Origin of the sequence: Cellulomonas sp. URHD0024, from assembly GCF_000426185.1 — a bacterium.
In the GTDB taxonomy this organism is placed as follows: Bacteria; Actinomycetota; Actinomycetes; order Actinomycetales; family Cellulomonadaceae; genus Cellulomonas.
In genome coordinates this window covers 580377-595558 of the sequence record NZ_KE384505.1, presented here as the reverse complement: position 1 = coordinate 595558, position 15182 = coordinate 580377, and the positions used below count along the sequence as shown (strand labels likewise).

Below are 15182 nucleotides of genomic sequence, written 5' to 3'. Positions count from 1 at the left end.
GCGGAACGTCCGCACTCGTCAGGGTCGTACGCCCCACGAGTGCGGACGTCTGCGGATTGCTCAGCGGGCGTCGATGCCGGGATAGTCGCGCGCGACGGCGCCCGTGTAGATCTGCCGCGGGCGGCCGATCTTCGTCTGCGGGTCCGTCATCATCTCGCGCCACTGCGCGATCCAGCCCGGCATGCGGCCGAGCGCGAACAGCGGCGTGAACATCTCCTCGGAGAAGCCCATCGCCTTGTAGATGAGGCCGGTGTAGAAGTCGACGTTCGGGTAGAGCTTGCGCGAGATGAAGTACTCGTCGTTGAGCGCGATCTCCTCGAGGCCCATGGCGAGGTCGAGCAGCTCGTCGTTGTGACCGAGCGCGGCCAGCACGGAGTCGGCGCTCTTCTTCACGATCGCGGCGCGCGGGTCGTAGTTTTTGTAGACGCGGTGCCCGAAGCCCATGAGCCGCACGCCCGGCTCCTTGTCCTTGACGCGCTTCATGAACCCGGACGCGTCGCCGCCGTTGGCCTGGATCTCGGTCAGCATCTTGAGCACCGCCTCGTTGGCGCCACCGTGCAGCGGGCCGGACAGGGCGTTGATGCCGGCGGCGACGGACGCGTAGAGGTTGGCGTGGCTGGAGCCGACGATCCGGACGGTCGACGTCGAGCAGTTCTGCTCGTGGTCGGCGTGCAGGATGAGGAGCTGGTCCAGCGCCGCGACGATCTTCGGGTCCGCCTCGTACTGCTGGTACGGGACCGCGAACGTCATGCGCAGGAAGTCCTCGACGTAGCCGCGCGAGTAGTCCGGGTAGAGGAGCGGCTCGCCCTTGCTCGCGCGGTGCACGTAGGACGTGATCGTCCGCGTCTTGGCGAGGATCAGCACCGTGGCGAGCTCGACCGTCTCGGGGTCGAACGGGTCGAGGGACTCCGGGTAGAACGTGGCGAGCGCATTGATCGCCGACGACATGACGGCCATCGGGTGCGCCTTGCGCGGGAACGTCCCCATGAACGTGCGGAAGTCCTCGTGCACGAGCGTGTGCCGGTTCACGCGCTCGACGAACCCGTCCAGCTCGGTCGGCGTGGGCAGCTCACCGTGGATGAGCAGGTACGCGACCTCGAGGAACGTCGACTTCTCTGCCAGCTGCTCGATCGGGTACCCGCGGTAGCGCAGGATCCCCTCGTCGCCGTCGATGTACGTGATCTTCGACTCGCAGGACGCGGTGTTCATGAACCCTGGGTCGACCGTGACCAGCCCGGTGTCCCGTAGCAGCGAGGAGACGACGATGCCGTCGTTGCCCTCGGACGCGGTCACGATCGGCAGGTCCTTCGACTTGCCGTCGACGATCAGCTGGACGGGCTGGTGGACGGGCTGGTGAACCGGCACGGTGACGACGTCCGACATGGTGTTCCTCTCCTGCGACGGCTCGGGGGCGGGGATGTCCCGCGCGTCCATGCCGCCAGCTGATGGCCGCCGTTCGGCGTGCGCATACGGGCCCCCGTTGGCCTGGATCGACGGTACCTGCGCGAGACGTTCCGTGACCAATCTTGGACCGGACGTTGGGCCTGTGACGACGATCACAGAACCGTTCGCCCGATGGGCGTCAGGCGCCGGCAAGTCGTGCGGCAGCCTCGGCAATGCGTTCGTCTGTCGCCGTCAGGGCGACGCGCACGTGCCGGGGTGCACCGTAGAACGCGCCGGGTGCCACGAGGATCCCGAGCGAGGCGAGGTCCCCGACCGTGGCCCAGCTGTCCTGGTCGCCGGCCTCCGGGCGCACCCACAGGTAGAGCCCGGCGTGCGACGCGTCGACCGCATACCCGGCCTGCTCGAACGCCGAACGGAGCGTGGTGCGACGACGGCGGTACCGCTCCCGCTGCTCCGAGACGTGCGCGTCGTCGGCCAGCGCTGCGGCCGTCGCCGCCTGGACCGGTCCGGGCACGATCATGCCCGCGTGCTTGCGCACCTCGAGCAGCCCGGCGACGAGCACCGGGTCCCCCGCGACGAAGGCCGCCCGGTACCCAGCGAGATTGGACTGCTTGGACAGCGAGTACACCGCGAGCAGACCGGTCAGGTCGCCGCCGGTCACGCGCGGGTCGAGCACGCTCGGCACGCCGCCGCTCACCCACGGCTCGTCCCAGGCCAGCTCCGCGTAGCACTCGTCGGAGGCGACGACGACCGGTCGACCGTCCCGCGCGGCGGCCGCGCGCGCGGCGTCGACGACCCGCGTGAGCTCGTCGACCCCCAGGACCTGGCCGGTGGGGTTCCCCGGCGAGTTCAGCCAGACGAGGCGCACGCCGCCCTGGCGCAGACGCGCCGCGGGATCGTCGGTGGGCTCCGGGGTCGCGCCGGCCAGCCGAGCGCCCACGTCGTACGTCGGGTACGCCGCGGACGGGTGCAGCACCACGTCGCCGGCGCCGAGGCCGAGCAGCGACGGCAGGAAGGCGACGAGCTCCTTGGAGCCCACGGTCGGCAGCACGCCGGCCGGGTCGAGCCCGCGCACACCACGGCGGCGCGCGAACCAGTCCACGACGGCCTGGCGCAGCTCCGGTGTGCCGTGCGTCGTCGGATAGCCCGGCGAGTCGGCCGCGGACGCGAGCGCCTCCTGCACCAGAGCAGGCGTGGGGTCGACCGGAGTTCCCACGGACAGGTCGACGATGCTGCCGGGGTACGCGCGGGCACGCTCCTTGAACGGCGTGAGCGTGTCCCAGGGGAAGTCGGGCAGTGCGCCGGTCAGCAGACCCATCGAGCAGGCGTCAGTCGCCGTGCACGCGCAGCGGCAGCGTCGCGATGATCGGGTGGTCCTTGTCGATCTCACCCATCTTCGCGGCACCGCCGGGCGAGCCGAGGTCGTCGAAGAACTCGACGTTCGCCTTGTAGTACTCGGTCCACTGCTCCGGGACGTCGTCCTCGTAGTAGATGGCCTCGACCGGGCAGACCGGCTCGCACGCGCCGCAGTCCACGCACTCGTCCGGGTGGATGTACAGCGACCGCTTGCCCTCGTAGATGCAGTCCACGGGACATTCTTCGATGCACGCCTTGTCCTTGACATCAACGCAAGGTTCGGCGATCACATACGTCACGGTCGGTCCTCCACAGTGGCCGGGGGTCGCTCCTAGTATCGCTCACATGATTCCCACCGCGATCGCGTGTCCACGGACTGCGCGGTGAGCTCGACCGAGTGGCGCACCTGGTCCCCGGGCGTCCGCGTGGTGGTCCGCCGGCTCCGCGACGACCTGCCTGCGGCACCCACGGCCGACGAACCCCGGCACACCGACGTCCTCGGTGAGGTTCTCGCCGTCGACGACGCCGGTGTCCTCGTGCGCACGCGCCGCGGCGACGTCCGGGTTCCCGCCGCGGACATAGTCCTCACCAAGCTGGTGCCGCCGCCACCCGCGCCGCGGCACCGCTCAGGTTAGGGCGCCGGCGTGGGCGCCGGCCCGCAGACGATCTTGTTCTGCGGCTTGTAGCGCCACGAGTCCGACTCGGTCTTGACCAGCTCGCCGTTCAGGGACGTCTTGCGGGTCACCGTCACCGAGAAGCCGGGGTTCCCTGCCGAGGACGGCTCGCAGGTGCGCGACTGGGAGTACACGGTGGTGGGGTGCACGACGTTCGACCGCGGGCTCGTGATCGACTCGACCGTCCAGTACTTGGTTCCCCACACCCACACGTAGACGCGGTTGTCGGCCACCCACGACTGCACCAGGGCGCCGTACGGGGTGTTGTTCTTCCACCGCATGTCGAGCGTGCCGGTGAAGATCGTCGACTCGCGGCCCTCCGGGTACCGCGCGAACCACTCGCTGTGCGGCTTGTGCTCGATGTCCTCGAAGCCCGCGAGGAACCCCGCGTTGTAGCTGGTCGTCGACACCTGGCTCAGGCCGCCGCCCCAGGCGTCGGTGTGCTCACCGCTGACGATCGCGCCCGCCTCGACGAAGCCGTGCGCCGCGTCGATCGGCCCGAGCGCCTCGGTGAGGCTGAACGTCTCGCCCGGCTTGATCAGCGTGCCGTTGATCTTGCTGGCACCGTTCGTGATGTTCACCGTCCGGCGCGGCTCGCTGGTGAGCGGCGTGTCGAACTTCGAGACGACCTCCTTGATCCCCAGAGCCTCGAGCGCGGCGGTCGACTCGGTCGGGTCCGCCTGCACGAGCTCGGCCGTGGCGGAGCGGTTGCTCGAGACAGCCGCCTTCGCGACGGCCGCGGCGATCGCCTTGGGGTCGAGCGTCGTGCCCGAGGCACCGGGGACGATCACCGGCGCGCCGTTCACGAACTCGAAGTGCGCGTCGGCCGACTCCGTCAGCAGGGTGGGCAGCTTCTCGAGGACCGCCGCTGTCAGGCCTTCGCCGTTCAGCTGCAGGGCCAGGTCCCCGTCGGTCGGCACGTACGACGCGTTGTCCGCGAGCGTCTTCGCGTCGAGGAGAGCCACCTGCCCGTCGACCGAGACCGAGACCGGCGCAGAGCTCACCGTGGTCGCCTCCGCGAGGGCGGCGTCCGTCTCCTCCTGCGTGATCGTCGGCTCGACCGGCTTCGTCGGCAGCTTCAGGGGCCGGGGCGCGACGAGCCAGTCGTCCGTGACGACCTTCGCCGCCCCCTCGGGGTCGAGGGCCCAGCCGTCGACGGCTTGCGTGGACTGGGCGGTCCCGTCGACGTAGACGATCGTGCCGTCGACCGGCTCCAGCTGCACGGAGGTGCCCAGCCCGTCGAGGGCCGCGGCCAGCTTGGTCTGGTCGACCGCGGTGACCGCGGGCTGCTCCTCGACCCCGACGAGGTGGTTCCACAGCCGCTTCGGGGTCGCCAGGTCCAGGCCCGTCAGCTCGTCGACCGTGGCCTGCGCGTCGAGAGTGAGGCCTGCCACCTTCGGGTCCAACGTGGCCTGCGTGTCCTGCGCGACCACCGGGATCGGCTTGGTGGCCTGGCCGGACAGCTCGTCATCGAGGCGCGCGACCGCGTCCGCCGACGCGAGGCCACCGATGTCCACACCTGCGACGCTCGCACCACGCGGGACCTTGTCGGCCTCCGCGAACGAGGCACCGACGTACGCCGCCCCGAGCACCAGCACGATGCCACCGACGATCGCCAGCCGTCGCGGCCACCGGCGTCGACCGTTCTCGGGCTCGAACACGTCGAACGGTGAAGGGTCGCGGTCACGCTCGCGCGGCGGCACCGGGCCCGCCTGAATCGTGCCGGACGCCGCGGCGGCCGCGGCACTGACCGGCGCGAACGCGCGTGCCGGAACCGGCGTCGGTTCGACGCGCGCAGTCACCGCGGTGGGCGCCACGACCGGGACGGCCGCCGCGGCGACCGGCGTCAGCACCTCGGTCGGCGCCTGTACCGGATCGGGCTCCGCGGCGACGGGCGGCAGCACCTCGGTCGGCGCTGCCGGCACCACGGCGCTCTGCGGCGCCGGGGCGGGCTCCGACTCGGGGGCGACGACTGTGGGTGCGGTCGGCCTGATCGCCGAAGCGAGCGCAGCGCTCGCCAGCGCCGCGAACGGATTCGGGCGGACGACCTCCGGCTCGGGCTCAGCCGGAGGGGCGACGACGACCGGTGTCTCGTCGGTCGGCGCCGGCTGCTCGCCCTCGGGTGCGGGCTGCGCCGACTCGTCCTCGACGGCTTCGGCCACCGGCTCCGGGCCACCCGTCGGCTCCACCGAGGCGCCCTCACCAACCACCTCGGACGGCTCGGGCTCGGCGGGCTCGTCGGAGACGTCGGCCGTGCGGACCACGTCCGCGGGTGCCTCGTCGGTCTCGGCGACAGCAGCCGCCGCGACGGTCTCCTCGACCGGCGCCGGCTCGCTGGGGGCCTCGTCAGCCTTCGCAGGCTCCTCGGCAGCAGCTACCGGAGCGAGGCTGGCCTCGTCGCCTGCGGCCCCGTCGTCCGTCGGTCCGGCGTCCGTCCCGTCGTTCGGGACCTCGTCGTTCGCAGGGTCGTCGACTCTGGCCTCGTCCGGCCCGGCCGCGGGCTCGTCCGCCGCGGGCTCGTCGGCCACGGGCCCATCCGCCGCGGGCTCGTCCGCCACAGGCTCTTCGGCCGCGGGCTCGTCGGCCGCGGGCTCGTGGATCGCGGCCTCGTCGATCCGCGCCTCGCCGACCGGATCCGCGTCGATCGCGACCTCGTCGGACTCAGCCACGGGCTCGTCCGTCGCAGGCTCGTCCGTCGCAGGCTCGTCCGTCGCAGGCTCGTCGTTGGAGGCCTCGTCGGTGGTGGCCTCGTCGCTGATGACCTCGTCGCTCGTGGCATCGTCGCTGCTGGCCTCGTCGTGCGCGGGCTCGTGAATCGCGGCCCCAGGCTCGTCCGTCGCAGGCTCGTCCGCCGCAGGCTCGTCGGTCGCAGGCTCGTCCGTCGCGAGCTCGTCCGTCGCGACCTCGTCCGTCGCAGGCTCGTCCGCCTCGAGCGTGGGGGTCTCGCTGTCGTCGTCGGCATCGTCCGCTGCCGGCTCAGGGTCAGTCGTCGGCTCGCTGGCGACGCTGGGCGTGACCTCGTCGGCAGCCTCGTCGACGGCGGCCGAGTCCTCGGCCTCGTGGTCTGCGGCGGGCACCATCGGCGCGCCGCCGCCCCAGACGGGCCAGACCGGATCTGCGGACGCGCCTGCGCCCGAGGTCGCGCCGCCCTGCCCGGACTGGTCCTGCTCCGTACCCTTGCTCATACTGCTCCCCTGCCGCTCCCCGCGCGTACAACGCGCCCGCGCGAGTCTACGTGGCGGCGAGCGATTTCCCGACGACCACACCACCCGCCGGACAGCGATTCACAGCAGATCGAGACCTCCGCGAGACCGCACCGGTCCGGGTCGGGTCTGCCGAGGTGGACGCATCGGACAAACCCGGCGGGAGGCCTTGCAGCAGGGTCAGCGAACGGGCCGCACCCGGCCGCGCAGGTGGACCAGACCGCCCACGTCCGCCTCCCCCTGCTCCGCTGCGAGCACGTCGCCGACCACGACGTCATGGTCCCCGGCGCGGTGGATCGCGGACGTCCGGCAGTCGAACGACGCGGCCGCCCCGTCGAGCCAGACCCCGCCGGACAGCGGCGCCGGCCGGTGCGGCACGCGCGCGAGCTGGTCGAACGCGGGCCGGCCGGGAGACGCCAACCAGTCGGCGGTGTGCGCCTGGTCGTCGGCGAGGACGCTCACAGCCCAGGTGTCCACATCGTCCAGGGCGTCACGGAACCGGGCGTCCACGTGCACGCAGAACAGGAGCATCGGGGGTTCGAGCGAGACGGATGCGACCGCGCTCGCGGTCATCGCGTGGACGGTCTCCCGCCAGCGCAACGTGACTACGGCGACGCCGGCGGGCAGACGACCGATGGCGGACCGGAAGTCGTCGGACGACAGGTCGAGGCTCACTGCGTGGTGTCCGGCTCCCCGACGGCATCCCCGGCCACGGGCCGCGCGGGCCGGGCAGGACGAGGCGCGTCCGAGAACCACGCGCGCGGAAGGAACATCGCCGCGACGGCCAGGACCATCGAGCCGACGAGCCACACGACGCCGAGCTTCGGTCCCGACGGTATGAGGACGTCGCCGCCCGGGCCCTCCTGGGACAGCGCCAGGACGGTCACGCCGAGTCCTGCGACGAAGCCGATCCAGGCGACCAACCCGCCGAGCGCCCGAGCGGTGGTGGCGGCGGTCAGCACGAGAAGCAGAGCGAGGACGAGGCCCCACGGCTGGACGCTGCGGTGCATGATCGTCCCGATCAGCCCGACGACGAAGCCGACGCCGACGGTCAGGACGGTCTTGCCGAGCAGGGCGACGGAGAAGCGCACGCGGTCAGGCTATCCGGCGCACGCCGGCCGGCCACGCGACGTCACCGTCACCGACGATCCGGTACGCCTCGACGGGCAGCAGGGGCGCGAGCAGCTGGTTGCTGAGCGCGTAGCAGCCGACCAGCGCGGCGTCGTCGTCGATCGCGTCCACGGCCTGCACCTGGGTCGCGTGGGCCCGGAGGGCGGCGAGGATCGATTCGCGGACCGGCGGCACGTCGACGTGGAGGTCCACCAGGTCGTCGGGCACCGCCACCGACGGCAGCGGACCGTCGACGTCGGGGAGGCGGAGGCCTGGCGACGTACGTCCGGCAAGGGCGGCGTACCCGGCGCGCAAGGCGTGCTCGCCCTGGACCGCGACCAGCAGAACCGGGCGCGGTTCGACGAGCTCGACGGCCCGTCGTGTCACCTCGTGGGCGCGGACGTGGTCGGGATGGCCGTACCCGCCACCGGGCTCATAGGTCACGACGACGGACGCGTCGCGCGACCTGAGGACGTCCGCCAGCCGTTGAGCCGCGTCCTCGACGCTCACGCCCACGAACGCGTGGGGCGGGACGTCGTCGGAAAGCCCGGCCTCGCCCGTGCCGAGCCACGCCATGCCCGAGTCCTCGAACTGGCCCGAAGCCGCGCCCGGCACCTCGTCGAGGAACAGGTGGTCGGGCACACCGAGGGCCTCGAGCGCGTGCGCCAGCTCGCCCGAGCGGTGATCGGCCAGGGCCGGCCCATCGCCCTCGAGGTGCGCGAGCGGCACCCCGATGACCTCGCCGCGCTCACCGCGCGTGCAGGTGACCACGGTCGTCGGCAGACCGGCGCGCGCCCAGGTGGCGAGCAGCGCGCCGGTGCTCAGCGACTCGTCGTCGGGGTGCGCGTGCACCGCGACGAGGCCGCCGGCCATCAGAGCGTGCTCAGGCGCGCTTCGAGCGGGCCGTGATGCGCGCGCGCTCGGTCTGGTCGAGCACCACCTTGCGGATGCGCACGATCTCCGGCGTCACCTCGACGCACTCGTCCTCACGGGCGAACTCGAGGGACTCCTCCAGCGTCAGGTTGCGCGGCGGGATGAGGTTCTCGAAGTTGTCCGCGGTGGCCGACCGCATGTTGGTCAGCTTCTTCTCCTTGGTGATGTTCACGTCCATGTCCTCGTTGCGCGAGTTCTCACCGACGATCTGGCCCTCGTAGACCTCCTGCGTCGGCTGGACGAAGAACGAGCCCCGCTCCTGCAGGTTGATCATGGCGAAGGGCGTGACGGGACCGGAGCGGTCGGCGACGAGAGAGCCGTTGATGCGCGTCTCGATGTTGCCGGCCCACGGCTCGTAGCCCTCGGAGATCGAGGACGCGATACCCGTGCCGCGCGTGTCCGTGAGGAACCGGGTGCGGAACCCGATCAGGCCGCGCGCCGGGACGAGGAACTCCATGCGGACCCAGCCGGTGCCGTGGTTCGACATGGTCTCCATGCGGCCCTTGCGCTGCGCGAGCAGCTGCGTGACGGCGCCCAGGTACTCCTCGGGGACGTCGATCGTCATGCGCTCGACGGGCTCGTGCACCTTGCCGTCGACCTTGCGAATGACGACCTGCGGCTTGCCGACCGTCAGCTCGAAGCCCTCACGACGCATCTGCTCGACGAGGATGGCCAGCGCGAGCTCACCACGGCCCTGGACCTCCCAGGCGTCGGGGCGCTCGGTGGGCAGGACGCGCAGCGACACGTTGCCGACGAGCTCCTTGTCGAGGCGGTCCTTGACCTGGCGGGCGGTGACCTTGTGGCCCTTGCCCCCACGGCCGGCCAGCGGGGACGTGTTGATCCCGATGGTCATGGAGATCGCGGGGTCGTCGACCGTGATGAGCGGCAGCGGGCGCGGGTCGTCCGGGTCCGTCAGCGTCTCGCCGATGGTGATGTTCTCGATGCCGGCGACGGCGACGATGTCGCCGGGGCCGGCGGAGTCGGTGCTGACGCGCTCGAGCGCCTTGGTCTCCAGCAGCTCGGTGATCTTCACGTTCGCCAGCGTGCCGTCGGCCTTGGCCCACGCGACGGTCTGGCCCTTGCGGATCGTGCCGTTGAACACGCGCAGGAGGGCGAGGCGACCGAGGAACGGCGACGCGTCGAGGTTGGTGACGTGCGCCTGCAGCGGCGCGCCCTCGGTGTAGGTCGGGGCCGGGATGCGCTCGAGGATGGTCTTGAACAGCGGCTCGAGGTTCTCCGAGTCCGGCAGGCCGCCGTCGGCGGGCTGGTTCATCGACGCGCGACCGGCCTTGGCGGCGGCGAACACGACGGGGACGTCGAGGATCGCGTCGAGGTCCAGGTCCGGCACGTCCTCGTGCAGGTCCGAGGCGAGCCCGAGCAGCAGGTCCGTCGCCTCGTGCACGACGTCGGTGATCCTCGCGTCGGGGCGGTCGGTCTTGTTCACGACGAGGATCACGGGAAGCTTGGCGACGAGCGCCTTGCGCAGCACGAACCGGGTCTGGGGCAGCGGGCCCTCGGACGCGTCGACGAGCAGGACGACACCGTCGACCATGGACAGGCCGCGCTCGACCTCGCCACCGAAGTCGGCGTGGCCCGGGGTGTCGATGACGTTGATGGTGATGCCGTCGGGCTGACCGATCTCTGCCGCCGCGGGACCCGTGTACCGGATCGCCGTGTTCTTGGCGAGGATCGTGATGCCCTTCTCGCGCTCCAGGTCGCCGGAGTCCATCGCGCGCTCGTCCACGTGGGCGTGGGAACCGAACGAACCGGACTGCCACAGCATGGCGTCGACGAGGGTGGTCTTGCCGTGGTCGACGTGCGCGACGATGGCAACGTTGCGCAGGTCTCCGCGCACGCTCGTGCCGACAGACGTGCTCGGCGCAGACGTGGGCTCAGACATGGGGGAACTCATCTCAGAAGGTGGGGAGCGCGCCGGTCGTCGGCTGCGCCGGTCAATCCTACCCGTCCGTAGGCCGGAATGGCCCAGAGGTGACCAGCCCCACTACACCTTCCGCGCCCAGCCCCACCACGACGTCAGGTCCGCGCGGCCGAGCGCGAGCGGCTCGATCTGCGGCAGCGCAGTCCCGTCCGGCAGCGCGCGCTGAGCGACCACGACCGGCTGCTGGACGATCGACGAGACCGCACCGCCGTCGACCAGGCTCGTCGCCACGGGCTCCAGCGCCGCCGGCACCGCCTCGGGGTCGACCGTCGCGGCGACGGTCTTCAGGGCCTTGTCGGTGGCGGGGTCGGACCAGCCGGTCAGGTTGGCGAAGGCCTTCGTCTGCCAGCGCGTCACGACGGCGTCGACCGGCAGCTCGGACTGCGGGACCGGCACGAGAGCGACGTCCCACGCGGCCGGCGCGCCGGCGAGGTCCGTCGCCCACGCCTGCACCGGTGTGTAGGGCCGCACGTCGAAGCCCGCGTGCGCCGCCGAGTCCGTGATCTGGTCGAGCATCGCCGTGCGCAGCGGGTCGGTCGTGTTCGTCAGGACGCGGACCACGACCTTGCCGGTCACCTTGGCGTCCGCGAGGACGGACTTCGCCTGGTCGACGTCGGCCGCACCGCTGCCTCCCGCGGCTCCGCCTGCCTCCGGTCCCACCCGCGGCAGGACGCCCGTCGAGACCTCGGCGTCGGACCACAAGGGCTTCACGAGGTCGTCGACGATCGTGTCGCGCGGGACGGTCAGCAGGAACGCCGTGCGCACCGCGGCCGCCGTCGCCGCGTCACGTCCGTAGGTCGCCGGGTCGAACGCGCCGCCGCCGGCCACCTGCAGCTCGAGCTGGAGCGTGCTGTCGCCGCCGGTGTGCACGGTGGCGTCGTCGACCTTCGCGAGCGCGTCCATCACGTCCGCGGTGTCCGCCGGGGCGATGACGTCGATCGTGCCCGCCGACAGCGCCTTCACCTCGTCGAGCGGCTCGACGTCGGTGCGCACCACGATGCGGTCGTAGGCGGCGGGCCGGTCTCCGGTGTACTTCGTGTTCCGCACCAGCTCGACTCGCTGGTCCGGCACGATCCGGTCGACGACGTACGGGCCGTCGCTGACGGCGAGGTCGATGTGCTGAGCCAGCGCGTCGGCGTCGAACTGCGTGCGCCAGGTGACCGAGATCGAGCTCAGCGCCTTCTTGTCCTCCTTCGTGATCGCGGCGGTCACCGCGGCCGCGGCGGCAGCGGGGTCCTCGACCCCCAGCGCCGTCTGGCCGACCACGTGCGCCGGGAGGCCGACGTCGAGCGCGACCTGCCAGTCGGCGACCGGCTTCGTGTACGTGACCGTGACGGTCGCCCCGGACACGACGGGCTGCAGCTCCACGTAGGTCAGGGCCGGCGACGCCGCTGCGAAGGCCACGCCGGCGGCGAGCTCGTCGTCGTTGGTGACGTCGCCCGCCTCGTCGAGCTCGGGCGCGACGTCGTCCAGCTGCCCGCTGCGCGCGGCCCACTCCAGGACGAGGTCGTCCGCGGTCACGGGCACCCCGTCCGACCAGGTGGCACCCTTCGCGATCGTGTACTTCACCGTCAGCGGTGCGTCCGACACCTTCTCGACCGTGCCGAACGACGGGTCGAGCACGGCGGTGCCGTCCTCGTCGAGACTGACGAAGCCGGACTGGGCCAGCCCGCGGACCAGGGTGCTGCCCGGCGCGCGCCCCTGCGCGGTCCCCCCGTTCAGCGACGTGAACGGCGACGCGACAGCGACGACCACGGTCCCCGGACGGTCGGGCTGCGGGGCGGGGTCGGTGCACCCGGCGAGCAGCATCGCGATCCCTGCGGCGGCGACCGCCACGACCGTCAGACGTGAACCACTGCGCACCGCTTGCCTCCCGCGACCTCGGACGGGCACCGACTGCCCTATACGGAGGTATCGGTTCCGATCCGCCGAACCTCAACCATGCCGTACGAATCGGTGGAAACTCGACGAGTCGCCGTGGCGCGCCGGACGAGAGGGCGAGGTCAGAAGCCGCGACCGGTCGTGTGGCCGCCCTCCTGGTCCAGGACGTCGTGGGCGTCGAGGTCCGCCTTCTCCGAGGCGTCCGTGAGCTGTTCGGCCCGCGCGATCTCCGCTCGCTCGAGCTCGTCGCGCTGGGCCTCGAGCAGGGCGTCGCGAGTCAGCCGGCGCTCCTGCTGGGCCACCGGGTCGGGCACGGGCACGGCGGCGAGGAGCCGCTGCGTGTACGTGTCCCGAGGGTGGTTGACCACCTGAGCCGCGTCGCCGATCTCGACCAGCCTCCCGTTGTGCATCACGGCGATCCGGTCGGACAGCATCTCGACGACAGCCAGGTCGTGGCTGATGAAGAGGCATGCGAACCCGTGCTCACGCTGCAGGTCCTGGAACAGCTCGAGCACCGTCGCCTGCACAGACACGTCCAGCGCGGAGGTGGGCTCGTCGGCGACGAGCAGCTGCGGCTCGAGCGCGAGGGACCGGGCGATCCCCACGCGCTGGCGCTGCCCGCCGGACAGCTCGTGCGGGTAGCGGTTGCGCATGGCCCGAGGGAGCTGCACCTGGTCGAGCAGACGCTCGACCGCGCGCGACATCTCCGCCCCCTTCAGGCCGCGGTGCAGCAGCAGCGGCTCGCCGATCGACTCGCCGATCGGCAGGCGAGGGTTGAGCGAGCTGCCGGGGTCCTGGAAGACGATCCCGACCTTGCTCCGTAGCGGCTTGAGGTCCTTCAGCGTGGCGCCGACCATGTCCTGGCCGACGATCCTCAGCTCGCCCGACGTCACCGGCAGCAGCCCGACCACGGCGCGTCCGATCGTCGTCTTGCCGGAGCCGGACTCACCGACCAGGCCGACGACCTCGGCGCGTCGGAGCGTCAGGCTGACGCCGTCGACCGCCCGGAAGGCCGGTTGGCGACGACGCCCCGGGTACTCGATGACGATGTCCTTGGCCTCGAGGACCACGTCCTGGGCGGTCTCGGGCGCGACGACGGGCTCGACCGGTCGGTCGGCGGTCGTGGTGTCGGACGTGTCGGACGTGTCGGACGTGTCGGACGTCTCGGCCGCGAGCACGTCGGCGCTGCGCCCGAGGTGGGGAACAGCCTCGAGGAGCTTGATCGTGTACGGGTGGGTCGGCGCCGTGAAGATGTCGATCGACGACCCCTCCTCGACGACCCGGCCGTCCTTCATCACGATGATCTTGTCGGCCAGGTCGGCGACGACGCCCATGTCGTGGGTGATGAGCACGATGCCGGAGTCGATGCGCGTGCGCAGGTCGCGCATCAGCTTGAGGATCTCCGCCTGCACGGTCACGTCGAGGGCCGTCGTCGGCTCGTCGGCGATGAGGAGCTTCGGGTCGCAGGCGAGCGCCTGGGCGATCATCGCGCGCTGGCGCTGCCCGCCGGACAGCTGGTGGGGGTAGGAGTCGATCCGTCGTTCCGGGTCCGGGATCTCCACGAGTCGCAGGAGCTCCAGCGCACGGGCACGGGCGTCCTTGGGACCGATGTCGAAGTGCGTGCGCAGCGTCTCGACGATCTGGAAACCGATCGTGTAGACGGGGTTCAGAGCCGTCATCGGCTCCTGGAAGATCACTGCGATCTCCTTGCCGCGGACCTGCCGGAGCCTCTGCTGCGACATGCCCAGGAGCTCGCGCTCGCCCAGCTTGGCGCTGCCGTTGGCGCGGCCGTTGGCCGGCAGCAGGCCGAGCAGGGACATCGAGGACTGGGTCTTTCCGGAGCCGGACTCGCCCACGATGGCGAGGACCTCGCCGGGGAAGACGTCGTAGCTCACGCCGATCGCGGCCGGGTACCAGGTCCCGTCGACGTAGAAGTCCACGCCGAGGTCACGCACGGAGAGCACGGGCGTCCGTGCGGGCGCCCCAGCCGGGACCGCGTCGGTGGTGTCGATTGCCACGAAGGTTTCCTTACTGGCCGAGGAAGAGACGGACGGTGGACGGGGTCGCCGTCGACGAGCGTCGGTCTGGGAGCATGTGCGCATGGGCGGCACGCAGGAGTTCAGTTCGACGTACGGGCGCTGGCTGACGGGAGCTGCGGCGCTGGCCGCGGTGATTGCGCTGGTCAGCGTCTTCTTCGTCGACGGCGTGGCGGAGTGCCTGCAGCTGGTGCCGCTCCTGGCGCTGATCGTGCTGCTGGTGTGGGCACTGTTCTGGAACCCCGGCGTCGAGGTGTCCGACGGCGAGCTCGTGATCCGCAACGTGCTGGCCACCGTGCGCGTCCCGTGGCCCGCCTACCGCGGCGTGACCGTCAAGTACTCGCTCGTCGTGCACACGACCGGCGCGGACGTGACGGTGTGGGCCGCTCCCCGGTCCAGCGGCACCGCGCAGCGCCTGCGCCGCCGTCCTACGGTCAGCGGACCGCTCGGACCGGGCCGGCACAACGCCAACGCCGACCGCGTGGCGGACGCCGTCATCGAGCGCCAGGTGGCCCTCAAGGACGGTGGCTACCTCAAGGACGCCGAGGCCGCCGTCGCTGCGGGCGTCGTGCCGCAGCGACGCTGGCACTGGCTGCTGATCGGCAGCGTCGTCGTGCTGACCGCCGCGTCGTTCGTCCTGCTCTGA

At 71.7% G+C, this 15182-nt stretch carries 12 protein-coding genes; 2 read left to right on the top strand and 10 right to left on the bottom strand.

What is annotated here, in order from left to right:
- Positions 1-60: 60 nt before the first annotated feature.
- The 3 genes from I847_RS0118890 to fdxA form a co-directional block, all read right to left on the bottom strand.
- Entirely contained in the window at positions 61-1383 is a 1323-nt protein-coding gene (locus I847_RS0118890; protein WP_081681176.1) for a citrate synthase, read from the bottom strand.
- Between the two features lie 199 nt (positions 1384-1582).
- Positions 1583-2722 carry a succinyldiaminopimelate transaminase gene (dapC, locus tag I847_RS0118885; protein ID WP_028050936.1) on the bottom strand — a complete coding sequence of 380 codons (1140 nt, stop codon included), beginning with the start codon at positions 2720-2722 and terminating at the stop codon, positions 1583-1585.
- 10 nt (positions 2723-2732) lie between these two features.
- Positions 2733-3059 (bottom strand): ferredoxin, encoded by a 327-nt coding sequence (fdxA, locus tag I847_RS0118880; RefSeq protein WP_028050935.1) that lies wholly within the window; start codon positions 3057-3059, stop codon positions 2733-2735.
- 84 nt (positions 3060-3143) lie between these two features.
- On the opposite strand from fdxA, the gene I847_RS24880 reads away from it, so the two are divergent.
- Positions 3144-3395 carry a hypothetical protein gene (locus I847_RS24880; RefSeq protein WP_034611211.1) on the top strand — a complete coding sequence of 84 codons (252 nt, stop codon included), beginning with the start codon at positions 3144-3146 and terminating at the stop codon, positions 3393-3395.
- Here I847_RS24880 and I847_RS25975 read toward each other — a convergent pair.
- The 7 genes from I847_RS25975 to I847_RS0118840 all read right to left on the bottom strand — a co-directional run bounded on the left by I847_RS25975 (position 3392) and on the right by I847_RS0118840 (position 14512).
- Positions 3392-6619, bottom strand: coding sequence for a VanW family protein (locus tag I847_RS25975; RefSeq protein ID WP_051275070.1), 3228 nt, complete (start codon positions 6617-6619; stop codon positions 3392-3394). The genes I847_RS24880 and I847_RS25975 overlap by 4 nt on opposite strands.
- Before the next feature lie 198 nt (positions 6620-6817).
- Positions 6818-7312 (bottom strand): flavin reductase family protein, encoded by a 495-nt coding sequence (locus I847_RS0118865; RefSeq protein ID WP_028050933.1) that lies wholly within the window; start codon positions 7310-7312, stop codon positions 6818-6820.
- A complete protein-coding gene (locus I847_RS24870) occupies positions 7309-7728 on the bottom strand; it encodes a hypothetical protein (protein ID WP_051275069.1) in 420 nt (139 codons plus the stop codon). Before I847_RS24870 ends, I847_RS0118865 begins: the two co-directional genes overlap by 4 nt.
- A gap of 4 nt (positions 7729-7732) precedes the next feature.
- Positions 7733-8620 (bottom strand): PIG-L family deacetylase, encoded by an 888-nt coding sequence (locus I847_RS0118855; protein WP_028050932.1) that lies wholly within the window; start codon positions 8618-8620, stop codon positions 7733-7735.
- Positions 8621-8630: 10 nt separating this feature from the next.
- Positions 8631-10580, bottom strand: a complete 1950-nt coding sequence (gene typA / locus I847_RS0118850; RefSeq protein ID WP_231384288.1) for a translational GTPase TypA — start codon at positions 10578-10580, stop codon at positions 8631-8633.
- A gap of 102 nt (positions 10581-10682) precedes the next feature.
- Entirely contained in the window at positions 10683-12482 is a 1800-nt protein-coding gene (locus tag I847_RS24865) for an ABC transporter substrate-binding protein (RefSeq protein WP_155856229.1), read from the bottom strand.
- Positions 12483-12622: 140 nt separating this feature from the next.
- Positions 12623-14512, bottom strand: a complete 1890-nt coding sequence (locus I847_RS0118840; RefSeq protein WP_155856237.1) for an ABC transporter ATP-binding protein — start codon at positions 14510-14512, stop codon at positions 12623-12625.
- 88 nt (positions 14513-14600) lie between these two features.
- Here I847_RS0118840 and I847_RS25970 point away from each other — a divergent pair, with 88 nt between their 5' ends.
- Positions 14601-15182: a PH domain-containing protein gene (locus I847_RS25970; RefSeq protein ID WP_051275067.1), complete on the top strand. Its 582-nt coding sequence runs from the start codon at positions 14601-14603 to the stop codon at positions 15180-15182.

Bases quoted from the DNA above. Each gene is read 5' to 3' on its own strand.
- I847_RS0118890 (WP_081681176.1), bottom strand. From the start codon at position 1,383: ATGTCGGACGTCGTCACCGTGCCGGTTCACCAGCCCGTCCACCAGCCC.
- dapC (WP_028050936.1), bottom strand. From the start codon at position 2,722: ATGGGTCTGCTGACCGGCGCACTGCCCGACTTCCCCTGGGACACGCTC.
- I847_RS25975 (WP_051275070.1), bottom strand. From the start codon at position 6,619: ATGAGCAAGGGTACGGAGCAGGACCAGTCCGGGCAGGGCGGCGCGACC.
- I847_RS0118855 (WP_028050932.1), bottom strand. From the start codon at position 8,620: ATGGCCGGCGGCCTCGTCGCGGTGCACGCGCACCCCGACGACGAGTCG.
- typA (WP_231384288.1), bottom strand. From the start codon at position 10,580: ATGTCTGAGCCCACGTCTGCGCCGAGCACGTCTGTCGGCACGAGCGTG.
- I847_RS25970 (WP_051275067.1), top strand. From the start codon at position 14,601: ATGGGCGGCACGCAGGAGTTCAGTTCGACGTACGGGCGCTGGCTGACG.